A 22,328-nucleotide genomic window follows, 5' to 3' on the forward strand; every position below is an offset into this window, starting at 1 on the left:
GTTCGCCTTCGTCCATGATGTGGCCCAACAGGACCCGCTCGCGTGCTGTTGCTCCGCGTCTTGCCGCAGGTCGGTCAGCTGCCGCTGATCATGGCGAGGACGTCGTCGTAGGAGCCGTTGGCCACCGCGTCGCGGAGGAACCTGGCTCGCTCCACGACAAGCTCCTTCGCGTCGGGCTTCTCGCGCAGCAGGTCGAGGGCCTCGGTGAGGAAGTCGTCCAACGGCATGGATTGCTCGTTGTCCTGCTGGCCCAGCAGGGTCGTGCGCACGGCGGGCGGGACCACCTCGATCACCTGGACTCCGGTGTCGGCACTGGAGAGCTGGATGCGCAGGCTCTCGGAGAAGGAGTGCAGTGCGGCCTTGGTCGCGTTGTAGGTCGGGGTGATCGGCAGCGGTACGAACGCCAGGGCCGAGGTGACGTTCACGACGACCGCGTCGTCCTTGCCCATCAGCTGCGGCAGGAAGGCGTACGTCATCCGGATCGTGCCGAGCAGATTGGTCGCAACGTGATCCTCGGCAACCTGGAGTCCGGCCGGGTCGAGGAGGTTTTCCAGCATCTGAATGCCGGCGTTGTTGACCAGGACGTTCAGCTCGGGGTGGCTCGCCGCCACGGTCTCACGGGCCAGGGCGATCGAGTCGGGGTCCGCGACATCGAGGACGAGCGCGTCGACGCCCGGGTGCTCGGCCGTGATCTCGTCCAGCAGCTCCTTGCGCCTGCCGGCGACGATCACCTTGTTGCCGGCCTCGTGCAGGCGCAGGGCCAGGCCGAGGCCGATGCCCGAGGTACCACCGGTGATCAGGATCGTGTTGCCGGTCATCTTCATGAGGGTCCCGCTCCTTCGGTACGGCGGGCCGGTGAGCGCCCGCAGCCTCGACCGTAGGAGCGCGCGCGGAGGGGCGGGAGAGGAAGGTTTATCCATGGATCGGTGGTCTCTGGCTGAGCCGCAGACGACGCTCCTGCCGGTCAGCGCCTCCAGAGCGGGCGCAGCGAGCCACCGGTAGGAGACGGCCCGGCTGGTAGCAGACCATCCCTGGTCGTGTCCCTCGTCGTGGTGTTGGGGATCAACCGGTGGGCGTGTTCGGGGTGTTGGGTAGCGCGGGAGCGCTTTCGGGGAGTTCGCAGTAGATCTCGCTCATGCTGCCTTCGGGGAGGTAGCGGCGGGGGAAGGCGATCCATTCGTCGTGCTCTACCTTCCTCTCTGGGATCGCCCCAGCCATTCGTAAGGTTGCGGCACCCAGGGAATCGGGTGTGGCTTTCGTCGTGCTGCCGACTGTGGCTCGAGATGCTTGGCCGCCCGGCTCCCCACGACGACTCGGCCGCCGATTGGGAAGTGCGAGAAAGTCGCTGTGTAGAGCAATGCCGGCGAGGTCGTCTGCGGTACGGACAGCACGAGTCTGCACGTCAGGAGCACGATGAGCCGGATATGGGCAGGGATCGACAGCGGCAAGGGCCACCACCACGGCCTGGCCCTGGACGCCGAGGGCAACACCCGATTGTCGCGCCGTGTCGTGAACGATGAACCAGAGCTGCTGCAGCTGATTGGTGACGTCTTGGGCATGGCCGCGGGAGACGAGGTGACCTGGGCGATCGATATAACCGGCGGCGAGCCCGCGCTTCTACTGGCCCTGCTCATTGCGCACGGCCAGAAAGTCCTCTATATACCCGGACGCCTTGTCAACCGCGCCTCCGACGGCTACCGCGGCGAAGGCAAGACCGACGCCCGCGACGCCTACGTCATCGCCGACCAGGCCCGCATGCGGCGCGACCTGCGCCCGATCAACTTCGGCGATGAGGCCACGCTCGAACTCAAACTGCTGACCGGGCGCCGTACGGACCTGGTCGAGGACCGCACCCGGACAGTGAATCGGCTCCGCGGCTCCCTGCTGAGTCTCTTCCCCGCGCTCGAGCGGGACCTGGACATCACCTATGTCGGTCCTCTCAAGCTACTGACCGGGTACCAGACCCCGGCAGCTATCCGACGGACCGGAATTACGCGGCTGGCAAAGTGGCTGGCCAACCGCAAGGTCAAGAACTCAAGGTCTCTCGCGGAGCGGGCCGTTGAGGCCGCCAAGCGCCAGCAGACATCCGTGCCAGCAGAGAAAACCATCGCCCAGCTGGTTCGCACCCTGGCCGAGGAGGTTATTGCCTTCAATGAGCGGATCGGCGAGATCGACGGGCTCATCGAGGAGCGGTTCCGAAGCCACGAACTGGCCGACATTGTCCAGAGCCTCCCCGGAATCGGGGCCGTGCTCGGGGCGGAATTCCTGGCCGCTGTCGGCGGCAACCTGGACGGCTTTGCTTCCCCGGACGCATTGGCCGCCTTCGCCGGGGTTGCTCCCGCGCCACGCGACTCCGGCAAGGTCAGCGGCAACCTGCACCGCCCCAGCCAGTACCACCGCCGACTCCAACGGGTCTTCTATACCTCCGCGTTGGTCAGCATCCGCTGCGACCCGAACTCCCGGCAGTTCTATGACCGCAAGCGCGCGGAGGGCAAGCGCCACGTCCAGGCCGTGCTCGCCCTGGCCCGGCGACGCGTGAACGTCCTGTGGGCCCTGATCCGTGACCGCCGGTGCTATGAGGTCGCACCACCCGCAGTCGCCCCGGCTTGACATCCGCATTGGGAAGCATCTCGAAGAGCACGGCGGCGACCAGCCGGATGAGCGCGTCGTCGTTGGGGAAGACCTGGACGACATCGATCCTGCGCTTGATCTCGAGGTTCACCCGTTCCAGCGGGTTCGTGGACTGGATCTTCTTCCAGTGCCTGGGCGGGAAGTCCGCGAACGCGGTCAGATCCTCCTTCTCCTCCAACAGCATTGCTTTGACCTTGGGGAACTGGGCGCCGAGCATGTCGGCGACGGTGTCCAGCTGAGTGCGCACGAGGCCGGCGGTGGGCTGGGTGAAGATCGTGCGGATCGTCGCGGCGACCATTTCACCGGAATCCCGGTCGATCACGCTGAACGCATTGCGCAGGAAATGAACCCTGCACCGCTGCCAGGCGGCGCCCAGCATCACCTTGCGGACCGCGGCGACCAGCCCGGCGTGCTGGTCGGTGACGACCAGACGGACACCGGACAGGCCGCGTTCACGCAGGGAGCGCAGGAACTCCTTCCAGAACACCTCGCTCTCGCTGTCGCCGACCATCAGGCCCAGGACCTCACGGCCTCCGTCCTCGGTGATGCCGGTGGCGACCACCACGGCCCGCGAGACGATCTGATGGTTCACCCGCGCCTTGCAGTAGGTCGCGTCCAGGTAGACGTAGGGGAAGCGGACATGATCCAGCGGGCGGGTGCGGAACGCAGTCAGCGGCTCGTCCAGCGCCGCGCAGATCCGTGAGACCTCCGACTTCGAGATGCCGCTGTCCCCGCCGAGGGCTTTGACCAGGTCATCCACGCTGCGAGTGGACACGCCGTGCACGTACGCCTCCATGATGACCGCGTAGAGGGCCTGGTCGATCCGGCGCCGTCGCTCCAGCAGCGAGGGAAAGAAGCTGCCGGTGCGGACCTTGGGGATCTCCAGGTCCAGGTCGCCGGCCAGCGTGGTCAACACCTTCTCCCGGTGCCCGTTGCGGACGTTGGTCCGCGTCGGCGTGTGCTCGTTCCACTCCGCGCCGATGTGGGCCGTTGCTTCGGCCTCGATCAGCTCCTGCACCATCCGTTCGGCGATGGCGCGGATGAGCTCGATTCCGTCGGTCGAGCGTAGTGACTCAAGGAGGCGTATCAGTTCAGACTGGGACAGCGCCATCGTGCACTCCTCGTGGTTGAACTGGGCGTTCACCAAGAAGAGTTACGCGATGGCCCGCCCCCTGTTCAGGGAGCGGTACTCACCCGTGGAAGTGCGCCCCGGGCAGACGCCCGCGCGCTCCCGGCCACTGATCCCGTACACCACGACGAGGGACGCCATCTCGCCGTTCGCCAATGCGGCAGCCCAGGGCTATCGGGCCGGAGCCAGCCCGTATCCACACCGACGACTGTCGGCACCCCGGCACGACACATCCGCTCAACGCGCACGACGCTCGCGCGGCGCTACTCGACCCGATGGTGCAGGCCTGCGGCTTCTGCCGCCCGGACACCGAACTCGGCATCGATCTGGACTGAGCTGGACGGGTGCCGGACTGCCCACTGCGGCGCCCTGCCCGCGTTGTGGCAGCTTCGCGCAGACTGCCGTGTTCTCCGCACGAATTGGAGGGCAGGATCGGCACATGAGGATTTTGGTCATGGGCGGAACATGGTTCCTGGGTAAAGCCGTCGTGGAGAGCGCACTGTCGAGAGGGTGGGTGGTTACCACCTTCAACCGCGGCCGGTCGGGGCGCGACGTGCCGGGCATCAAGGTCGTGCATGGTGACCGCACGGTGCGCGAAGACCTGTTGAAGCTGGCTCAGCACGGACCGTGGGATGCCGTGATCGACACGTCCAGTTCGGAACTCTCCCCGCGCGAAGTGGGCTTGGCCGCAGGGTCGTTGCAGGACCGCGCCGGACGCTGGGTGCACATCTCCACTGTCTCCGTTTATGAGGGATGGCCGCACCAACTGCTGACGGAGAAGTCGCCACTGCTGGACTGCCCCGCAGATGCCGACGCTTCATTCGGGTACACCGGCGAGGACGGCAGTCCCACCCAGTACGGATTCCAGAAGGCCGGCGGGGAACGTGCCGTCGCGAAGGCTTTCGACGACTCTGCGGTATTCCTGCGACCAGGCGTGATCCTGGGCCCCGGTGAGTATGTCGGTCGGCTGCCCTGGTGGCTGGAGCGAGCGAAGCGGGGCGGGCGCATCCTTGCCCCTGCGCCCGCCGAACAGCTCATCCAGCCAGTCGACGTGCGCGATGTCGCCCGGTTCGCTCTTGATCAGGCCGTCAGTTCGAGCAGCGGAGGTTTCAACGTCACACACCCCGAGGGCATTTCGTTCAGAGGGTTCCTCAACGAGTGCTTGGCCGTGACGAAAAGTGACGGCACTCCGGTCTGGGCGGATGCCAACGTGCTGGCCGAACAGGGAGTGAAGCAGTGGACAGAGCTGCCTCTATGGCGCACGCATGCCGGGGTGTGGGCAGTTGACTCCCAACGGGCCTCGGAGGCGGGGCTGCGGTGCCGGCCGATAGCCGAGACGGTCAGGGACACGTGGAAGTGGTGGGCTGAGGACGGGCGTCCCGTGGACCACCCGCGGTGGGCGGAGCACGGGATCGCCCCGGAGAAGGAGGCGAGGATTCTCGCCTCCCTCTGATCAGGCTTCGATCGCGAGGAGGCTCACGGGCGGGCCCAGCCGGTAGGGCGGTGAGACGCGGGTGAAGTCCTCGATCCTTTCGCGCAACTCACGTGGTACCTGCGCCCCGTGGTAGCGCGGCTGGGCCAAGTGGCGGCCGATGCGGGCGGCCCGCAAGACGATGCCGGTGTTGCGCTTTTCGACAGGTACCTCCCAGACGGACGCGAGGGCTTCTGCCGCTCCATCGACGTCGTCGGCTTGCAGCCGAGCCTGAGCGAGATCGGCTGCCGCGCCCGCGCGGACGTGCGCGGACTGATCATCGGGCGCCTTCTGGACGAGCAGCGTCAAGGCACGCTGTGCATACGCCTCCGCTTGCGCTGTGTCGCCCACCAGCAGAGCCGTGGTGCTGTTGGACATGGCCAGGCGCTCAGCGGAGAAACCGAACTCGCCTCCCACAACGTCGTGTAGCTCGTCGTGGCGGTTCCGATTTCCGTCCTCGGACAACCGCATGGCTTGCTGTGCGGAGGACACATCGCCGAGGTGGGCGAAAGCCCGAGCCTGGATGGCGTGCAGGCGGTGCTGTGCGATGTCGCCCAGGCCGCCGTACGACAAGGCACGGTTGGCTTTCGTGACGGCTTCCGCCTTGTTGCCAGTGTGGTAGGCGATGTAAGCCAGGGTGCCGTCAGCGAAGGCCTGTAGGGGTGCGAATCGTGAGCTTTCGCCATACAGGGCCGCGGTTCGGGCGAAGCTGCGGGCGCTGGGGAAGTAGCCGAGGTCGAAGGCGGCAACCGCCAGCAGTGCGGTTGTCTGGCCGTTGAGGATCAGCAAGTCCTGTTGCTGGACAGGGATCTGAGTCCTGTCTCGGTGGTCCTCGATCTTCAGGCGGAGACTATCGACTTCGTCGAACGCTGTGACCGCCGGCAGTCGGTGGTAGGTCTGGGCCAGGTTGATCACCTGGTCACGTAGTTCGTCAATGGTGTTGTCGGAGATGGACGACGCAGCGGTCGCGTCGGCCCCGTCATGTGCTTCACGTGCGGTCATTCGAACTCGCTCTTCAAGGTCAAACGCGGGTGCCTGGGGATCGACCTCCAGCGGTGGCCCGAACAACTGCTCCACGGTGTAGCCCAGCCACATGGCTTCGAGGATCTGGCAGCTCTCGGGGCTAGGCAGTGTGACGAGCTTGCCGCCTGTCCAGCGTCGGAACTGTGTCTCGCCAAGGGTTGGGTTGCTGGGGTCCGGACCGAAGAGACGAATACCTGTCTCGGTGAACTTCTTCTCAAACTGGCGGTAGGGAAGCCTGTCCCGATCGCACAGCCACTTCAGCAGTGTCCTCGGCGTGTCGCCCATACCGCCCCCCAGTCTCCGGCGCCACTGGTCCCTCAGCGCGCCTTCGGGTCGATCCCTTCTTGAAGAAGAGAAATCCGCAACGCCATGTCATGGCAAGAGTCCCCGAACTCAAGCCACTTCAAAGCTACGCCGAGGCCATGTTCGTCGCTCATAGGTGGCCCAGAGGACACCTTGCAGGCCATGGCGGGGCCACGCGCGATGAGAGGAGCCTGATCGGCATCCCCGCTGAGAGCGTTTGACCAGGCACGAGAGCGTGCAATCAGGGAGTTTCCCCATGAAGCCGGAGATGCAGCGCATCGCATCGTTCCCCATGAAGATGCGGGAGACGATGCGGCCAATTCCCCCCACAACGGCTTGTCATGTCGAAAGCGTAGCGATACGTCCGGTGTTTACGGCTCGCGGGCGGACGGAGGGTTCCATATGACGTCGGCTGCGACCATCGCGCGAACGCGCCCCAGAACCCTCCCCCCTCTCCGCGAGTACCCCGGATTCAACATGTCCTTCAAGCGAGACGAGGGCTCCACAGCTGGCGGTATCGCCGATGCAGACCGAGCCGTGCCGCATCGCGCGCGGGTCATCGTCCGGGCCGGGTTGCGGTATTGGGGCTGGCCGGGGTTGATCGAGTCTGCCGATGTACTCGTTACCGAGCTGGTCACGAACGCGCTTGAGCATGGGCTCGGTGATGTCGGGTTGCTTGTGTATCTCACCGACACGCACCTTCTGATCGAAGTGCGGGACGGCTCTCACGAAATCCCCGTACTGCGCGAGGCGGCTTCCGACGACGAGGACGGCCGCGGACTCTTCCTTGTTCGCGCCGTCGCCGACGACTGGGGCGTCAGCTCTGACGGCATGACGACCTGGTGCTCCCTCCCTCTTGTGAGAAGGAACGACGACATGGAACACGGTGGTGTCGCTGTGATCCCCGATCTCGGGTGCGCAGAGACCAGTTGGATCCAGAAAGTGGAGTTCCGGGCGGACCGCCACGTCGTCGGCAACGCCTACCGCTACACCCGCCTGTACCTGAACGCGTACCTGGCCCTGGACCACGGCTTCGTAGACATCGAGGATCTGGCCATGATCGGGCGGGTGCTGATGGCCAACGCCGTCGCGCACACCTGCGTGCCCGAGCACGCCGTGATCACCATGCGGTGGGCGCTGCTCCAGAGCGGTGAACTCGTCTTCCAGGTGCACGACGGCCGCCCCGAATTCCCGGACTTCGACAAGGCTGTGAGTTGGGAACCGACCGTGGGCGAGCGACCCCGTGGCCTGTGGACCGCGCGTCGGCTCGGAGCGGAGATCTCCTACGCCCCCACGGACGACGGAAAGATCGTCCAGGCCCTGATCAAGCCCCACGCACTGCACGCCTGATCCCCGCCGAACACCGCCCCCCCCCGTTATCTTCTTGGCGGTCCTGCAAGAGGGCCGCTGGCCTCCGGGCCCGGCATGACTGTTCCCCCCTGTCGAACAGATGACCTGGGGGGTGGTGTCACCGGGCCCGGGAGGTGCCGTCGGAGACGCTGATCAGAGGCCCGGCCACCACCCGGTCCGGCGCAATGCCGGACAGCTCGCGGGCGACAGGTCTGCATAACGTGGATGCGCGCGTACGACACCACCGCCGAGGCCGGCCCGTTCGACTCCCCTGGAAGGCGCGATGTTCGACACCGAAGACGTGGGCGTGTTCCTCGGCCTGGACGTCGGCAAGAGTGCTCACCACGGCCACGGACTCACCCCGACCGGGAAGAAGGTCCTCGACAAGCAGCTGCCCAACAGCGAGCCGCAACTGCGGGCCGTCTTCGACAAGCTGACCGCGAAGTTCGGCACCGTGCTGGTGATCGTGGACCAGCCCGCCTCCATCGGCGCCCTCCCGCTCGCGGTCGCCCGGGACGCAGGCTGCAAGGTCGCCTACCTGCCCGGACTCGCGATGCGGCGGATCGCCGACCTGTATCCGGGCGAGGCGAAGACCGACGCCAAGGACGCCGCAGTGATCGCCGACGCGGCCCGGACGATGCCGCACACCCTCCGCTCGCTGGAACTGACCGACGAGATCACCGCCGAACTGACCGTCCTGACCGGCTTCGACCAGGACCTCGCGGCCGAGGCCACCCGCACCTCCAACCGGATCCGCGGCCTGCTCACCCAGTTCCACCCCAGCCTGGAGCGCGTCCTCGGGCCCCGCCTGGACCACCCGGCCGTGACCTGGCTGCTGGAACGCCACGGATCTCCGGCCGCCCTGCGAAAAGCCGGACGCCGCAAGCTGGTCGAGGTGATCCGGCCCAAGGCCCCGCGCATGGCCACCCGGTTGATCGACGACGTCTTCGACGCGCTCGACGAGCAGACCGTCGTCGTCCCCGGGACCGGCACCCTCGACGTCGTGATCCCGTCCCTGGCCCGCTCCCTCGCGGCCGTCCATGAACAGCGCCGGGCCCTGGAAACCCAGATCAAAGCCCTGCTGGAGGACCACCCTCTTTCCAAGGTCCTGACCTCGATGCCGGGGGTCGCGGTCAGGACCGCCGCAGTACTGCTGGTCACCGTCGGCGACGGCACCAGCTTCCCCACCGCCGCCCACCTCGCCTCCTACGCCGGCCTCGCCCCGACCACCAAGTCATCGGGAACCTCCATCCACGGCGAACACGCCCCCAGAGGCGGCAACCGGCAACTCAAACGCGCGATGTTCCTCTCCGCGTTCGCCGCCCTGCATGACCCCGCCTCCCGCACCTACTACGACCGCTGCCGAGCCCGCGGAAAGACACACACGCAGGCACTTCTCCGCCTCGCCCGACAGCGGATCAGCGTGCTCTTCGCGATGCTCCGCGACGGCACTTTCTACGAACCCCGCCACCCTCATACGACGGCTACATGAACCAGCCCACAGGCAGGTTGATTCAGATCAACACCTTGTGCCGTCTGTCCACGCCGAGATATCTGCGGCACCCCGACGGACAGCTTCTTCCGGGTCCAGGGCGAGCTTTCCGCAGGCCGCTGCGACGTCCGGTCCCGCAAGCGCGTCATATATACCGGTCTGCAGCCAGTCGGCCTGGTTGTCGTCAGCCTCTGCAACCGCGAAAGCGATGAGCCTTATGGCGCCCACCGTCCCCACCCGGGCCAGGGCCTCTGCCGTCTGTCGAGCCACCGCCGTGTCCTCGACGTCGAGAAGCAGCCCCACCAGCGCTTCGGCAGCCTCAGGGACATCAGTGAAGGAAGCAAGGCCACGCCCGGCACGAACACGTTGCGTCCACGAAAGAGACGACGCCTCAGCCAAGGCCGCCTCCAACCCACCCATCATCTCTGGCACGACCAGACAGTCTCATGCCCCACGGAGAAGATCGAACCCCGGGCCGATGCTGCCCACACCCTTGACGAAGAACATAGAGGCACCCCCCCCCGACTGGCCGCCGGGGTGCCGCGCGCCTTGCCTCCCCTGTCGAGGCCCGCATCCCGGCGGTCACCTCCCGTCTACCCACGCCCTTTTGGGGTCTTGAACACATCCTTTCCCGCGTTCGCGCCTTGCTCCAAGCAGGAATCGCTGCCGTACTTCCACCTCCAACCCTGAGGCCGTTATGTCCGATTCGGCACTGACCGGTGTCGCCCCCAGCGCCTACCGAGATGATCTTGTGGCGCCCCCCAATGGCATGACTCTGATCGTCAGCCCTATAGGTGCCGATTCCGACCTGCGGGCCGCGTTGGAAGACCTGAGGATGGGACGCCACTTGGCCGCCCGCGACCTACTCATCCGAACAGGGTTGAACTGGTCGCTGCTCGCGAATCGTTGCCAACTGCTCTTGTCCGACCCAGACGCACGCGGCGTCATCAAGACGTGGCGGGACGAAGAACCACACAATCGGCAGGCGTCCGTGCTGTGGGGACGCGCCCTCACCCAAGGGGCGTTACAGCTCCATCGTGAGGGCAAGGCCTCGGATGTGGTGGGCCGTGCTGCGGGGATGGCCGACAAGGGATGGAAGTGGGCAGAAGCCCTCTGGCCAGAGTCTCCCGAGCCGTGGAATGGCCGGCTTCAGTTGACCCGGCTCCCGTACGACCCGCGGCCCCTCGACCCCTATCGGAGACATCGCAAAGAGCCGTGGGACCGGCTGGACGATTTCGAGATGCACTTGTCCGGGCCGTGGCCCCTCTGGACTGAGGCGAACCATCGTGACCCCGGCAACAGGGATGCACACCACCGCATGCGGGAGTACTTCCTGACCCATAGCGGAGCTGGTCCTGCCTTCCAGTACTCGCAGTGGATCGTCTCGGGCAGTCGCCCGCATCCCGAGCTGCTGCTGTTGCCGCTGTACGCGCTCATGGACGTGTACAGGGAACGGCATGGCAAGGGCCAGAGGGGCGCTCTCGGGTTCTGGCAGACGGACCAGGTGCGCCACTTTGCGATGCGGGCGTTCCACGAGTGGTTCTCCCCGATTCCCAGTGCCGATTACCCGTGGCTGTCGAACTGGGACCTGAACCATCTGGCGCACGCCCTGGTGGCCTGCGGCGAGACCGGCGCGGCGAAGCGGGTGTTCAACGCGCTGGGCCCCTATGCAACGCCTCAGCCGTGGAAGGACATCAACGACAGCCTCGGCCGGTCCCGGGACTGGACGGGCGAGTTCCTCCGCATCCGCGCCGCCGTCCTGAGATAAGGGACGCCCGGTGAACGCCCGCGGCCCACCACCCGCCCTGCGCGCATGCCCCTGTTCCGGTCTTGCCCTCACCCCTCCTCCCCGAAAGTGGACTACTGGTGTCTCACAGGAATGCCGCCACAATGACGCCGCCGGACGACGACGACGTCCTGGAAGCCCTCGGAATCAAGCCCGAACTGTCCCGCAAGATGGGCACGTTCGGGAATTACGCGATCAGCCTCACAATCATCTGCGTTCTAGCTGGCGGCATGTCCCTGTTCGGGTACGGCCTCGGCCATGGCGGGCCCGTCGTCATGCTCGGAAGCTGGGTCGTGATCGGCGGGCTGACGCTGCTGGTCGGCATGTCGCTGGCCGACGTGGTCTCCGCCTACCCGACCTCCGGCGGACCGTACTTCATGGCCGAGAAGCTGGGCGGCAAGCGCTGGGCCTGGTTCGCCGGCTGGCTGAACCTACTCGGCCTGCTCGGTGGCACCGCAGGCGTCGACTACGGAGCCGCCCAGTTCATCGGCGCCCTCGCGCAACTCCAGTGGGGCATCGCCCCCACCTCGACGAGCCACCGCACCCGGGCCAGATCCCCGGCGAGCGCGTGCTCCCCGTCCGCCGGGAACCAGTTCCCGCCCTCGTACTGCGCCAGGAGCACGAGGGCGTCCCGTTCAACGGCATCGGTCAGCGCGGTGGTGGTCACACGCCTTCAACGACCCGCAGCACCCTATGTGACGGCGCCCCGGTGTGACAGAGCACGACTGTTTGCGAGTGATCGCAAGGAGCGAGCTGGTCACCAGCTCCAGGGAGCGCGACGGTTCGCGACCATCTGGTGACAGGCAGCGTGACCACCGAGCTGCTGAAGCACAGGTCGGCAGTTGAGCCGGTGACATCTATCTCGACCAGTCACATTTGTCCTGTCTCTGTGATGTCCGGGCAGTCTCAGTCGTCTCCGGGCAAGTGAGGATCCTTCGCAGGAGCAGCAAGCCGTGGTTCCTCAAGGAACTGGGAGACACCGGTCTACGCATCGAGGACGCCATAGCGGCAGCGCTTGCCTGCGGGTCTTCAGAGAGCTCGGGAGATCCAGCCGGGGAGCTGGATCTCCCAAAGCGCAAGGTGGCCTCCACCTACCTCAAGTACGGTGACTCGGCATGATCGAATCCGAGATTGAGATCAGCGAGGATCTGGTCCGCGACCTGCTTCGGGAACAGCATCCAGACCTGGCCGAGCTGCCCATCCGCGAAGTGGCGGGCGGCTGGGGCAACCAAATGTGGCGCCTCGGTGACGAGTTGGCCGTCCGGATGCAGCGGATGGACACGAGCCCCGATCTGCAGCTCAAGGAGCGCCGGTGGCTGCCGACTCTCGCAGCGCGCCTGCCGCTGCCGATTCCTGTCCCCCTACGGGACGGTGCACCATCCGAGCGCTTCCCCAAGATCTGGACCGTCATGACATGGGTCGACGGCACGCCGCTGGACCACGGCTCGATCACTCGCGGCGACCACGCGGCCGAGACGCTGTCGGACTTCCTCAGGGCGCTGCACGTGGAAGCGCCCACCGACGCACCTACCGCTTCGGACTTCGGCGCTCACCCCAAGAACTGCACGGACGGCTTCGAGCACTTCTTCCAGGACGTTGCCCCTGCCGACCTCGCCGACGAGATCCGTGACGTCTGGGGTCAAGCGGTGGCGGCCCCGGGGTGGGAGGGCCCACCGGTGTGGGTGCACGGCGACCTGCATCCCGCGAACGTCGTCGTCGCAGACGGGACACTGACGGGTGTCGTCGACTTCGGCGCGCTGGTCGCCGGCGACCCGGCATGGGACCTCGCGGCTGCCTGGCTGCTACTCCCCGCGGGCGGCGCCGCACGGTTTTTCAACAGCTACGCACAGGCGGACGAAGCAGCGGTGCGACGGGCGCACGGACTGGCCGCGATGAGGAGCCTGTTCCTGATGGCGATGGGCCAGGCCGGGGATCGCGGCCTGCCTGGCGGCAAGCCGAACTGGGGGCCCGCAGGCCGGTCCGCACTTGATCGTGTCCTGAAGGGCCTTTGACGTCGGCATGGATCGACTGGTCCCCCCTGGCAGCCATGCACTCGCTGACAGGAATCGATGCAGCCCGGCCATTGGGACCGCGGTCTGAGAATCTCGGCGACGATCCGGGCTGTCTCGAAGTCGAGCAAGTTACGGATGCCGCCACATCGCCGTCGTGCCGTCCGGATTGCTCGCCCGCGCGATCTGCGCGGTCAGAGACGGGACTTGCTCACCGGAACGGGGACGGAGGGACAACGAGCACCTCGACAATCACAAGGACCTTTGGAACAGCCCCGAACATGCCCGTTGATCACGCTGCCGTACCGGGAAACTCCAAGATCCCCGACAGAGTCAAGCTCAGGCCGGTGCGCCTGAGCAGTCCAGGTCGCACCGGCCGAGGCTGTCAGGGCACGTCGGCCAGGCGCCGCGCCCAGAAGGAGCGGTCGGTCCAGCGGGCCTCTTGGGCGTGGATGACACGGTGGCCGCGCAGATATGCGCTCCGTGCGGCCGCGACCTGGTCCGCGTAGGCGCCGAGGGACGAGTCCGCGCCGTCAGGAACGCCACTCAGGCGGGCGTCCACGGCCAGGCCCGCGCTCAGCCCGGTGTAGAGGGCGGTCAGCACGCCCTGGGAGGAGAGCGGGTCGAAGGCGACCGCCGCGTCACCGGCGGCGGTCCAGCCGTCTCCGTACACCCGGTCCAGGTGCGCCGTGTGCGCGGCGGCCCGGCGGGGCGCGGTGGGTGACGTGGGCGGGGGCCCGTACCGGTGGACCCATCGGGACACGTGGCGGGTAGCCGACATCCGTCGGTGGAAGTGGCGTGCGGTGTGGGTGGCGGCCGGCAGGTCGGTGTCGGTGAAGTAGGCGACCAGGCGCCCGCCGGAGGGCTGCGGGGCGGTGTACCACCAGCCGTCCTCGTCGGACTCGACGAGGGAGCGGCGGTCGGTGTCCAGCGGGTCCGCTTCCAGGGGCACGTACAGGGCTGTGAGCCGGTCCCGGACCCGCCGCCGGGCCCCGCACCGGACCGCTATCGCGGCGGCGCGGCCGGTGGCGTCGATCACCCAGCGGCAGCGCACCGTACGCTCGCCACCGGACGCGGACCCGGAACCGGCCTCGGACCCGGACCCCGGCCCGGTATCGGACCCGCTCCCGCCCCCGGACCCGCCCCCGCCCCGCGACCCGCTACCGGCAGGGCCCGTGCCGCCGCGCAGGACCAAGGTCCAGCCGCTGTCCGGCGTCCGCACCGTTTCGCGTACGGCCGTGCCCTCGGCGACCTCCGCCCCCGCCGCGCGGGAGGCGTCGCGCAGTCGCTGGTCGAACAGCCTTCGGTCGAGGTGCCAGCCATGGCCGTGCGGGTCGTTGATGAAGTCGACGGTGTGCAGGTCGGCCGAACCCCACGCCGAAAGACTGCCGTAGCAGGGCAGGTGTCCGGAGTCGAGAACGCGGTCGGCTATGCCGAGGTCGCCGAGCAGGACCCGCCCGGCGGGTACGAGCGTCTCGCCGACCTTGGGCGGCCCGGTGCCGGCGTCCGCCAGCAGGACCGTACGGCCCGCCCGGGCAAGCATGAGCGCGGCGGCGCAGCCGGCCGGGCCGCCGCCCGCCACCACGACGTCGTAGGTGTCCGCGCCGAGAGCGAGGGCGGCGCTCACCGCGCGTCGCGGAAGGGGTCGAGTTTCTCGAGGTATCCGGCGGTGATCTCCTCCTCGCGGTAGCCGGTCGCCCTGGCCGCTTCGCCGACCGCCCGTGCCGCCGACTCGGCCTCGACGGCTTCGGGGGCGAGCATTCCCTCGGGCGAGCGGCCTGCCGCCGCGGCCAACACGTGCGGACCCACCTCGGGCACCTGCACGTTGACGAGGTTCGCCCTGTCCGGTGCCTGAGCGAGCGGTTGTGCCGGGCGCGACTCCACCAGTATCCGTTCGGGGAACTTCCCGTCGCCCACGGTGTAGTCGCGCACCTCGACGACGCCGAGTTTGAACCAGTCCTTGATCATCTGGGTGCGCTGCTCGTTCATGGTGCCGGTGAGTCCGCGCAGCCAGGTCGCCCGCCGCTCGAACGCCTCCTCCCGGGCGCTGTCGTCGCTCCCGGCCGACGGCGTGTTGACCTTCTCGAAGTCCTCCAGCTTGAGCACATGGTTGGGTACCTGGGCAGGCCAGAAGGTCGGCAGGTACGGGCTGTACCGAGGCCCCAGGTTGGCCAGCACCTCGTAGCCGGAGCGGCAGCTCGCGGTATCCGCCTGCCAGGGGGCGGCCATCCAGCGGGTGAGGTCCCCGGGGCCCTGTGCCTGGAGGGGGCCAGTGGCGGAGACCGCCTCGTCCGGAAGCAGGGTGGGCCCGTAGTCGGGTTCCGCGGTGGCGGGGGCGCGGTGCCGGATGCGGAAGGGGGCGCTGAACATGCTCGCGTGCCTGATCGGCCAGGTGACCTCGATCCCCGGGTGGAACGCGTCGGCGGCGCAGCCCTCCAGGGCCGCCCGGTCCAGCAGCCCCGGCTGCTCGGCGGCCGGGGCCGCGTCGACCGTGGGGCGCGGCTGCCGCAGGGGTCCGGCCACGAATGCCCCGTCCGCCCAACGCTGCAGCATCCAGTCCTGGGTCGGCGACAGCGCCAGGTGCTGAAGCACGGACTTGGGCTTGCTGGCCATGGCGTCGCCGTACAGCCAAGGCCACGGCAGCGGGGACTTTCCGTCGCGGTTGTAGTCGCGCAAGGAGGCGTACACCTGGCGGCGCAGTTCGCGGGTTCGGTTGGACGGATCGGCGAGCCTCTTGCGCATCGTCGGGGAGAGGAAGAAGTTGGGGCCGTTCCAGCCGAACTGGGTCGCGAAACCGTGGTTGACCCACTGCAGATCGCAGAACCTGCGGAATATCGGCTCGATGTGGTCGGCGAACGAGATCTGCTGCGGGCGGGTCAGCGAACCGGCCTGGACGAAGACGTCGAATAGCAGGTCGTAGAGGGTACGGACGGACTTCACGCCGGGGGCGTAGTGCGGGGGTCCCACCACGACCCAGGCCGGGACGGCGGTCAGATCGTGGCCGTCGATTGTGACCTTCGCTGTCACCGGGCCGTCGGACACGTCGTCGTACCAGGTGTCGTTGTTGGTGACCCCGATGATCGGCTGGTTCTTGTAGGAGGCGGAGTTTCCCCGGCCGCCGAGCACCACCAGGCGGCCGTCGGAACGGGTGGAGATCTCGCCGAGGTACACCGCCTTGTCCATGACCTTGCCGGTGTCGAACTTCTGCGTCTCGGTCTTCGAGCCGTGAACGGTGCGGGTGCCGGGATCGTTGACCAGCTTCTTCCTGTCGGTGCCCACGACGGCGGCGTTGCGTCGGCCGTATTGCTCTGCCGTGAGCGTCTTGCCCTCGGGGATGTCCAGCGCCAGATGGAACTGATACCAGGCGGCCTTCTTGTTGGCCAGATGCACCGTCCACTGAATCTCGGTGACACCCTCGCTGCCCGGCTTCAGTTCCCGTACGACCTCCCCGGCGGCGTTGTAGCCGTACACACGGAATCGTGCGGCCTGCCTCCGTATCGCCCCGGAAGCGTCCTTGTAGGAGCCGGCGTCCGCTGGTTTCTGGTCCGGTGATTCCGGGCCGATGAAGGGTGCCTCTGCGCTGTTGCCGACCCGGGCGACACCGATGGCGGGGTGGATCTTCACCTGCACGATGTGACTGTCCATCAAAGAACCCTCCGTTGTGGATTCAACCGGTCGAAGGTATGTCGTCGCACATGAAGAGGGCGCAGGCCGAGCTCGCGTTCCGAGGGTGGGGTTCGGGTCAGGGTCCTACCCGGCGCCAGTCCGTCACAGGGCCGGGGTCCGTGTGGTCCGCAGGCAAGAACTGCTTCTCCAGATTGCTGGGCGCGGCAGGACGTTCTGGCTCCTCCTGCTCGCTGAGGAGGAGTTTGAAGACCGACTTCTCCCTGGTCTCGTTCAGCGGATTCCGGGTGCCGAGCACCGGTGAGTGCTGGTCTGCCATACGCGTGTCGTTGACGACGGCCAGGCGCGCGAGGTCCCGGAAATTCAGCGGCAGCACGTTGCCGCGGCCGCTCTGGAGAATTCTCTGGCCGTCGATCCCCAGTACGGTCAGCAGGTAGCGGGAGATGTTCTTCTTCGACTTGGCGTTGTGCTTGAACTTGAGAGCCTCGTCCGCCGGCTCCGACGGCACCTCTCGGAGATCGTGGTTGAACACCTCGATGGTGTCGCCGCCGATGGCACGGGACAGGGTGAGACTGCGGCCGTCGCTCACTCGTAGGCCCAGGAGGATGCGGGTGTAGCCGTCATCCTCCGGAATCGCGGCTCTTTGTGCTTGGACGGGCGCGTCCGGTCGGCGGCCCGGCACGCCAGCCCGTACGCGGCCCGCTCCCCCGGCTCGTGCCCGTGCCCTTCCACGTAGCCGACGGTCGTGGCCGCTCGGACGCGCCGATTCAACACCACTTGCAGCACTGGATCGTGGTGCGCGAACCGGTACCGTGGCACGAGACCCCAGACGCAGGTGCGGACGGCCCGGTGGTGCCCCTTCGCGATGGCGCGGCGGAGGACATCCGCACCTTCGACGGCGCCATCGCCCCCGCCCGAGCCCAAGGCCTGCCCAGCGACCTGGAACTGGTCCGAACCGACGCAGCACGTGGAACACGGCTGGACCACACACTCCTCAGCAGCTGGCAACAGCGCGTCGTGGGGGCGCCGCACTCTTCACTTTCCAGGCCTTGGCCGCAGGGCGTTCCAGGCGGCGCTGTCGTGGAAGTACGTGTCGTAGAGTTCCTGGACCCCGAGCAGGCTTTCCGGCGGGACCCTGCCGTGGGCGATGCGTTCCAGGTGGCGGAAGTATTCGAAACGTTCCACGCCGGGGGTGATGACGATGAGGATGTCGGCGTTGAGGCCGGGGGCGGCGGCGAAGGCGTGGGCTGTTCCGGGTGGTACAACGACCAGGTCGCCGGTCTGTGCGGTGACGATCTGGTCGCCGGACAGCAGTTGGGCCGTGCCGTCGAGTATGTAGAACAGTTCGGCGGCGTTGGCGTGGTGGTGGGGTCTGGCACCGTCGGCTCCGTCGGTGAGGGTGACCCGCTGGGTGGACAGGGCGCCGCCCGTGGAACTGCTGTCGGCCAGCAGGCGGATCGTGGTGGGAGCCTGGCCGATGACCTCGGATTCGCCGCCGCGTACGACAACTGATTCGGCGAAGTCGACGATGAGTGACATGGTGCTGCTCCGTGGGTTTGAGATGGGGGGCCAGGCGGCGAGCCGCGGGACCGTGTTGATCAGGACGACGGCTGGAGTGGCGAAGCGGGATGCCGAACGCCACGGTCTTCGTCTCGCCGTCACGTAGTCCGATTGGGCGTCGACCAGTGGGAAGTCCGTGGACGGCGGTTGCGGGAGCGGGCTGCACCAGGAGCCGAACGCTGACGGAGAAGATCAGCAGCTCCAGGCCGATGGCCGGACCACGGCGAAGAGGCAGACGTCAGCCTTTCTCGTCTCCGACAGCACCAGGTTCCAGATCAACGGCTTCAGCGCGGTGAGCAGGGCCTGGGCGCTGGCAAGGACGAGGTCAAGTGATGATCACTGGCCGCCACGGTCACGACCTGACAGCTGGCCGCAGGCCGGCGGAGGTGGTCAGGAGGCCTGCGTGTAGATCTGGAGGATCACTCCGGTGGAGAAGGTCTGGGCCGATACCAGTCGCAGTTCGACGGTGTCGAGGTCGTCGAACCACCGGGCGCCCTTGCCGAGCACGATCGGGTGGACGAACAGTTGCAACTGGTCGAGCAGTCCGGCGGTGAGCAGTGATCGCACGAGGGTGAGGCTGCCAGTCACGGCGATGTCCTTGCCCTCGGAGTTCTTGAGCGCCTGGAGCCCGCCGAGCACGTCGCCGCTGATGATCTCGGTGTTGTTCCAGGTTGCCTCGGTCAGGGTGTTGGTGACGACGTACTTCTTCTGGTTGTTCATGAAGCCGGCGAACTCATCCTCGCTGGAGGGCCAGTACGCCGCGAACTGCTGGTACTGGACGCGGCCGAGCAGCATTGCGTCGGACTCGGCCATGGCCGCGCCGACGGCGTTGCCCATCTCGTCGTTGAAGTAGGGGAAGTGCCAGGTGTCGGGCGCCTCGGCCACGCCGTCGAGGGACACGAACAGACTCGCGATGATCTTGCGCATGAGGACCTCCAGGTGTTCGGAACACGCGTAGTTCGATGCCTAGATAGTAAGGCGTCAAACTATCTCTCGTCAAATAGTATGATGGCGGCATGCGTGAGAACGATGAGGTCGACACGGTGATCGAGCAGTGGCGACGGGAGCGGTCCGACCTGGACTTGTGGCCGGTCGAGGTCCTGGCGCGGGTGACGCGGTTCGCCGCGATCATGAACCGTTCCTTCGACGAGGTTTTCGCCCGCCACGGCCTGCGAAACGGAGAGTTCGACGTGCTGGCCGCGATCCGCCGGTCCGGGCCGCCCTACGTGGTGATCCCGTCGGTGCTGTCCGAGCAACTGATGCTGTCCCGGGCCGGGATGACCAACCGCCTCGACCGGCTCGACCGGGCAGGCCTGATCGACCGGCAGCTGGACCCCGAGGACCGGCGCAGCTTCCTGGTGACACTCACCGACAAGGGCATGGCAACCCTCGACGCGGCCATGAGTGACCACGCCGCCAACGAGGCCGCGCTGCTGTCCGGGCTGTCCCAACGGCAGCAGCACCAGCTGGACGACGCGATGTACACCCTGCTGCAGGCGGCCAAGAACCGCGACATCTGAACGCGCTGAGCGCCAGCACGTCTCCGTTGCTCAGCCAGTACACCAGGGCAACGGCGTCGTGGAAGGCTCTGCCGTCAGCACCGACCCGTCGAAGCGGCGGCCCCGCTCGGGCTGTGGTGGACGCGGCCGGGTGCAGGCTGGTCTCCGTTCCCGAATGAGGCTACCTGCTCCGGCCTCTCCCCTCAGGAGAGACAGCACGCAGATGCTGACCGAGCGGAGTGCGCACGGGCAGCCGGAGACCCTCGCTGTCCGGGGCCACCGGCATCGCACCCCAGGCCCACACGCCACTGGGGTGCGATGCCCCCGGGAGCCTGAGCTGCGGCATCACACTGGAGTCCGGGTGAGCCGAGCTGTTCCAGAAAGTCCTCAGGGTGAGTCGGGAGGCTTGGTGACCGCCAACCCCGCTGTGTCCCTCGTGCCGTGAGCTGACACACGGCTGACCGTGACCACCCCCGTGCCGATCACTGCGCCTGCCGGACGAGCAGACGATCGGCCGTGTACGCCTCCACCAGCGAACCCAGCCCGATGACAGCCAGTCGATGTAACGGTGGCCCTGGACGCGCTCACCGAGCCAGGCGCCACGGCGTGCGCCGAGTACAACGCCACCGAGACCCTCCTGCCGGTCACCGTGGTCGACACCGAGTTCCGCACCGCCGACCAGCCCGCGCCGGCCCGGCCTGCCTCAGTCTCTGCACGCTCCGTCCCGGCGAAGCCGCTGCCGCAGCAGGACCACCATGACGAGTGCGACAAGTCGGTGTACGACGGCGGCACCTGCACCTGCGACCTCATCGAGCAGTACGGACCGCCCTGCGAACGGGACGACTACTGAGACAACTTCTGACCGCTCCCCGCGCCGCCGGACCCCGGGCCTGTCGAGGCCCAGGGTCTCATGCTGTCGGCTCCTGGCCGACCGAGGCAATGTGCTGGTTCCCGCCGTTGTCATCGAGTGGCTCGCGGGCTTCGTCGACGAAGACGGTCAGGCTCTCCGCAAGAGATTCAACGCCGCCGCGGCACAGCTCGATCAACTCTGGGCGGGAGGTCGCCTGCAATTCCGGTGGAGCTCCCGGTAGCGACGCGAGTGCCATCAGCACATCCCGGCAGTCCGTGGCAGCCTCGATCACGCCTTCCGTTGTGTCCGCGACTTTGACGAAGCCTTCGACCGCCACCCGGGCACGGCAGCGGGGAGGTGTGGGGGCCTTCCGGCACGGGCCCCTGCCCCCGCCGCCGTGGTCGTCCGGCGGCAGGGGCAGGGTACGGCGCGGGGGTCAGCCGGTGGCCAGGGGCACCAGGGTGCCGCGGGCGAGGATGTGGCTGTTGATGGAGGCTCCCAGCAGTGCCGGGCCGGCGGTGGGCGGGAGCTGGACCTTGTCGGTGTCCAGGGCGTAGACGGTGATGAAGTACCGGTGAGTCTGCCCGGCGGGCGGGGCCGCGCCGGCGAAGCCAGCGAAGCCAGCGTCGTTCGGGGCCTGGACGGTTCCGGCCGGCAGCCCTGCGCCGCCCGGGGCGCCCGCGCCGCTCTTCAGTGTGGTGATGGAGGCGGGCAGGTTGTAGGCGGCCCAGTGCCAGAAGCCGGAGCCGGTGCCCGCGTCCGGGTCGTACATGCTCACCACGAAGCTCTTGGTGCCCTTGGGGAAGCCCTTCCAGGACAGCTGCGGGGAAATGTTCCCCGAGGTCTGCGCCTTGCCGAGCTGCTTGCCTGTGGTCACGTCGGTGCTCTTGAGGCTGAAGGAGGGGACCTTCGGCAGCTTGGCGTACGGGGTGTCGGCAACCGCGCGGGAGACCTTCGGCGTCGCCGCCGGGTAGTGCGGCCCGCTGTGGGCGGGGGTGGCGGACGCGCCCTGGCTCAGGACGGTGACGGTCACGGCTGCGGTGGCCAGCGCGGCGGCGGTCAGGGCCGCCAGGCGTCCGCGGCGGTTGATCAGATGCTTCATGGGGATGCCTTCGTGTCGGGGACAGATGGAGGCCGGTGTCAGGCCTCGCCGCCCCAGGGGGTGATGAGGGCGCGAGCCAGGGTGCGACCGAGGACCGCCTTGGTCAGCTGCTGCAGCAGCCCGCCCTCGCCGGTCAGCTGCAGCCCCTTGCTCCGGGCCTGCTCGACGAGCTGATCGATCAGTTTCTGCTCGACCGCCGCAGTCTCCAGCAACGGTTCCGCCTGGTCATCGGTGGCCACGAACTCGGTCACGGTGTCAGTCACTTGATGTCTCTTCCATGATCATCAATTACACCGGTGAGCGTGCAGACCCGTTCGACGGTGCAGCTTGGCCGATGGCTCTGACCGTGAATGCTGAATTCTGACAGCAGTCCGGATGGTGTGCGGATGGCTTAACGGGCGAGTTCGCGGCTGCGAACGAGGCGGTAGGACTCGGCGCCGGTCTCGGGGATGTTGCCGCCGAAGGTGAGCCGGTCGACGATGGCGGCGCAGAGTCTGGG

Annotated in this window: 21 protein-coding genes and 2 pseudogenes; 10 read left to right on the forward strand and 13 right to left on the reverse strand. The window is 67.5% G+C overall.

Translation table 11 applies throughout. The features are described from left to right. Positions 1 to 74 precede the first annotated feature (74 nt). Positions 75 to 824, reverse strand: a complete 750-nt coding sequence (locus OG714_RS01175) for an SDR family oxidoreductase (protein WP_406117874.1) — start codon at positions 822 to 824, stop codon at positions 75 to 77. 589 nt (positions 825 to 1,413) lie between these two features. Between OG714_RS01175 and OG714_RS01180 the strand changes: the two genes are divergently transcribed. Next, positions 1,414 to 2,610, forward strand: a complete 1,197-nt coding sequence (locus tag OG714_RS01180; RefSeq protein WP_406117875.1) for an IS110 family transposase — start codon at positions 1,414 to 1,416, stop codon at positions 2,608 to 2,610. Between the two features lie 19 nt (positions 2,611 to 2,629). Here OG714_RS01180 and OG714_RS01185 read toward each other — a convergent pair. Beyond that, positions 2,630 to 3,742: pseudogene (locus OG714_RS01185) on the reverse strand (IS256 family transposase); the annotation flags it as partial. Between the two features lie 173 nt (positions 3,743 to 3,915). On the opposite strand from OG714_RS01185, the gene OG714_RS01190 reads away from it, so the two are divergent. Further along, entirely contained in the window at positions 3,916 to 4,095 is a 180-nt protein-coding gene (locus OG714_RS01190) for a DUF6233 domain-containing protein (protein WP_406117876.1), read from the forward strand. 104 nt (positions 4,096 to 4,199) lie between these two features. Continuing rightward, the gene (locus OG714_RS01195; protein WP_406117877.1) at positions 4,200 to 5,213 is read left to right on the forward strand and encodes an NAD-dependent epimerase/dehydratase family protein; all 1,014 of its coding nucleotides are present in this window, start codon (positions 4,200 to 4,202) and stop codon (positions 5,211 to 5,213) included. Here OG714_RS01195 and OG714_RS01200 read toward each other — a convergent pair whose 3' ends face one another. Further along, the gene (locus OG714_RS01200; RefSeq protein ID WP_406117879.1) at positions 5,214 to 6,539 is read right to left on the reverse strand and encodes a DNA-binding protein; all 1,326 of its coding nucleotides are present in this window, start codon (positions 6,537 to 6,539) and stop codon (positions 5,214 to 5,216) included. It lies immediately after the preceding gene. Between the two features lie 495 nt (positions 6,540 to 7,034). On the opposite strand from OG714_RS01200, the gene OG714_RS01205 reads away from it, so the two are divergent. Both OG714_RS01205 and OG714_RS01210 read left to right on the forward strand, forming a co-directional pair. Then, positions 7,035 to 7,907: an ATP-binding protein gene (locus tag OG714_RS01205; RefSeq protein ID WP_406117880.1), complete on the forward strand. Its 873-nt coding sequence runs from the start codon at positions 7,035 to 7,037 to the stop codon at positions 7,905 to 7,907. Between the two features lie 283 nt (positions 7,908 to 8,190). Continuing rightward, positions 8,191 to 9,399: an IS110 family transposase gene (locus OG714_RS01210; RefSeq protein WP_406117882.1), complete on the forward strand. Its 1,209-nt coding sequence runs from the start codon at positions 8,191 to 8,193 to the stop codon at positions 9,397 to 9,399. A gap of 27 nt (positions 9,400 to 9,426) precedes the next feature. Here the strand turns inward: OG714_RS01210 and OG714_RS01215 are convergent, their stop codons facing one another. Then, positions 9,427 to 9,822, reverse strand: a complete 396-nt coding sequence (locus OG714_RS01215; RefSeq protein ID WP_406131684.1) for a hypothetical protein — start codon at positions 9,820 to 9,822, stop codon at positions 9,427 to 9,429. Positions 9,823 to 10,168: 346 nt separating this feature from the next. Here OG714_RS01215 and OG714_RS01220 point away from each other — a divergent pair, with 346 nt between their 5' ends. From OG714_RS01220 to OG714_RS01230, 3 genes are all read left to right on the forward strand, one after another. Further along, positions 10,169 to 11,167: a hypothetical protein gene (locus OG714_RS01220; RefSeq protein ID WP_406117884.1), complete on the forward strand. Its 999-nt coding sequence runs from the start codon at positions 10,169 to 10,171 to the stop codon at positions 11,165 to 11,167. Positions 11,168 to 11,289: 122 nt separating this feature from the next. Next, positions 11,290 to 11,985 carry an amino acid permease gene (locus OG714_RS01225; RefSeq protein WP_406117886.1) on the forward strand — a complete coding sequence of 232 codons (696 nt, stop codon included), beginning with the start codon at positions 11,290 to 11,292 and terminating at the stop codon, positions 11,983 to 11,985. Positions 11,986 to 12,300: 315 nt separating this feature from the next. Beyond that, positions 12,301 to 13,197 (forward strand): aminoglycoside phosphotransferase family protein, encoded by an 897-nt coding sequence (locus tag OG714_RS01230; protein WP_406117887.1) that lies wholly within the window; start codon positions 12,301 to 12,303, stop codon positions 13,195 to 13,197. A gap of 382 nt (positions 13,198 to 13,579) precedes the next feature. On the opposite strand, the gene OG714_RS01235 is transcribed toward OG714_RS01230, so the two are convergent. From OG714_RS01235 to OG714_RS01255, 5 genes are all read right to left on the reverse strand, one after another. After that, positions 13,580 to 14,821, reverse strand: a complete 1,242-nt coding sequence (locus OG714_RS01235; RefSeq protein WP_406117888.1) for an NAD(P)/FAD-dependent oxidoreductase — start codon at positions 14,819 to 14,821, stop codon at positions 13,580 to 13,582. Then, positions 14,818 to 16,839 (reverse strand): LodA/GoxA family CTQ-dependent oxidase, encoded by a 2,022-nt coding sequence (locus OG714_RS01240; protein ID WP_406117889.1) that lies wholly within the window; start codon positions 16,837 to 16,839, stop codon positions 14,818 to 14,820. The genes OG714_RS01235 and OG714_RS01240 overlap by 4 nt, the downstream gene beginning before the upstream one ends. 97 nt (positions 16,840 to 16,936) lie before the next feature. Next, the gene (locus OG714_RS01245; RefSeq protein WP_406117891.1) at positions 16,937 to 17,407 is read right to left on the reverse strand and encodes a hypothetical protein; all 471 of its coding nucleotides are present in this window, start codon (positions 17,405 to 17,407) and stop codon (positions 16,937 to 16,939) included. A 446-nt stretch (positions 17,408 to 17,853) separates the two neighbouring features. Continuing rightward, the gene (locus tag OG714_RS01250; RefSeq protein WP_406117893.1) at positions 17,854 to 18,357 is read right to left on the reverse strand and encodes a cupin domain-containing protein; all 504 of its coding nucleotides are present in this window, start codon (positions 18,355 to 18,357) and stop codon (positions 17,854 to 17,856) included. Between the two features lie 411 nt (positions 18,358 to 18,768). Continuing rightward, complete coding sequence (locus tag OG714_RS01255) at positions 18,769 to 19,305, reverse strand: dihydrofolate reductase family protein (protein ID WP_406117895.1); 537 nt, start codon at positions 19,303 to 19,305, stop codon at positions 18,769 to 18,771. Positions 19,306 to 19,394: 89 nt separating this feature from the next. Here OG714_RS01255 and OG714_RS01260 point away from each other — a divergent pair, with 89 nt between their 5' ends. Both OG714_RS01260 and OG714_RS01265 read left to right on the forward strand, forming a co-directional pair. Next, on the forward strand, positions 19,395 to 19,898 hold the full coding sequence (locus tag OG714_RS01260) for a MarR family winged helix-turn-helix transcriptional regulator (protein WP_406117896.1): 504 nt from the start codon (positions 19,395 to 19,397) through the stop codon (positions 19,896 to 19,898). Between the two features lie 547 nt (positions 19,899 to 20,445). After that, positions 20,446 to 20,727 (forward strand): hypothetical protein, encoded by a 282-nt coding sequence (locus OG714_RS01265; protein ID WP_406117897.1) that lies wholly within the window; start codon positions 20,446 to 20,448, stop codon positions 20,725 to 20,727. Between the two features lie 58 nt (positions 20,728 to 20,785). On the opposite strand, the gene OG714_RS01270 is transcribed toward OG714_RS01265, so the two are convergent. The 4 genes and pseudogenes from OG714_RS01270 to OG714_RS01285 all read right to left on the reverse strand — a co-directional run. Next, positions 20,786 to 21,064: a hypothetical protein gene (locus OG714_RS01270; RefSeq protein WP_406117899.1), complete on the reverse strand. Its 279-nt coding sequence runs from the start codon at positions 21,062 to 21,064 to the stop codon at positions 20,786 to 20,788. Positions 21,065 to 21,163: 99 nt separating this feature from the next. After that, complete coding sequence (locus tag OG714_RS01275; protein WP_406117900.1) at positions 21,164 to 21,829, reverse strand: YbhB/YbcL family Raf kinase inhibitor-like protein; 666 nt, start codon at positions 21,827 to 21,829, stop codon at positions 21,164 to 21,166. 38 nt (positions 21,830 to 21,867) lie between these two features. Next, positions 21,868 to 22,092, reverse strand: coding sequence for a transposase (locus OG714_RS01280; RefSeq protein WP_406117901.1), 225 nt, complete (start codon positions 22,090 to 22,092; stop codon positions 21,868 to 21,870). A 128-nt stretch (positions 22,093 to 22,220) separates the two neighbouring features. Continuing rightward, positions 22,221 to 22,328 (reverse strand): annotated as a pseudogene (locus tag OG714_RS01285) (AAA family ATPase); the annotation flags it as partial.

Origin of the sequence: Streptomyces sp. NBC_00989 (assembly GCF_045162655.1) — a bacterium.
Classification (GTDB): Bacteria; Actinomycetota; Actinomycetes; order Streptomycetales; family Streptomycetaceae; genus Streptomyces.

What these genes read in the sequence shown, in the direction of transcription:
- OG714_RS01215 (WP_406131684.1), bottom strand. Translation starts at nt 9,822, where the DNA reads ATGATGGGTGGGTTGGAGGCGGCCTTGGCTGAGGCGTCGTCTCTTTCG.
- OG714_RS01195 (WP_406117877.1), top strand. Translation starts at nt 4,200, where the DNA reads ATGAGGATTTTGGTCATGGGCGGAACATGGTTCCTGGGTAAAGCCGTC.
- OG714_RS01190 (WP_406117876.1), top strand. Translation starts at nt 3,916, where the DNA reads ATGCGGCAGCCCAGGGCTATCGGGCCGGAGCCAGCCCGTATCCACACC.
- OG714_RS01250 (WP_406117893.1), bottom strand. Translation starts at nt 18,357, where the DNA reads ATGTCACTCATCGTCGACTTCGCCGAATCAGTTGTCGTACGCGGCGGC.
- OG714_RS01200 (WP_406117879.1), bottom strand. Translation starts at nt 6,539, where the DNA reads ATGGGCGACACGCCGAGGACACTGCTGAAGTGGCTGTGCGATCGGGAC.
- OG714_RS01210 (WP_406117882.1), top strand. Translation starts at nt 8,191, where the DNA reads ATGTTCGACACCGAAGACGTGGGCGTGTTCCTCGGCCTGGACGTCGGC.
- OG714_RS01205 (WP_406117880.1), top strand. Translation starts at nt 7,035, where the DNA reads ATGTCCTTCAAGCGAGACGAGGGCTCCACAGCTGGCGGTATCGCCGAT.
- OG714_RS01180 (WP_406117875.1), top strand. Translation starts at nt 1,414, where the DNA reads ATGAGCCGGATATGGGCAGGGATCGACAGCGGCAAGGGCCACCACCAC.
- OG714_RS01220 (WP_406117884.1), top strand. Translation starts at nt 10,169, where the DNA reads ATGACTCTGATCGTCAGCCCTATAGGTGCCGATTCCGACCTGCGGGCC.
- OG714_RS01240 (WP_406117889.1), bottom strand. Translation starts at nt 16,839, where the DNA reads ATGGACAGTCACATCGTGCAGGTGAAGATCCACCCCGCCATCGGTGTC.
- OG714_RS01275 (WP_406117900.1), bottom strand. Translation starts at nt 21,829, where the DNA reads ATGAAGCATCTGATCAACCGCCGCGGACGCCTGGCGGCCCTGACCGCC.
- OG714_RS01175 (WP_406117874.1), bottom strand. Translation starts at nt 824, where the DNA reads ATGAAGATGACCGGCAACACGATCCTGATCACCGGTGGTACCTCGGGC.
- OG714_RS01255 (WP_406117895.1), bottom strand. Translation starts at nt 19,305, where the DNA reads ATGCGCAAGATCATCGCGAGTCTGTTCGTGTCCCTCGACGGCGTGGCC.
- OG714_RS01260 (WP_406117896.1), top strand. Translation starts at nt 19,395, where the DNA reads ATGCGTGAGAACGATGAGGTCGACACGGTGATCGAGCAGTGGCGACGG.
- OG714_RS01225 (WP_406117886.1), top strand. Translation starts at nt 11,290, where the DNA reads ATGACGCCGCCGGACGACGACGACGTCCTGGAAGCCCTCGGAATCAAG.
- OG714_RS01230 (WP_406117887.1), top strand. Translation starts at nt 12,301, where the DNA reads ATGATCGAATCCGAGATTGAGATCAGCGAGGATCTGGTCCGCGACCTG.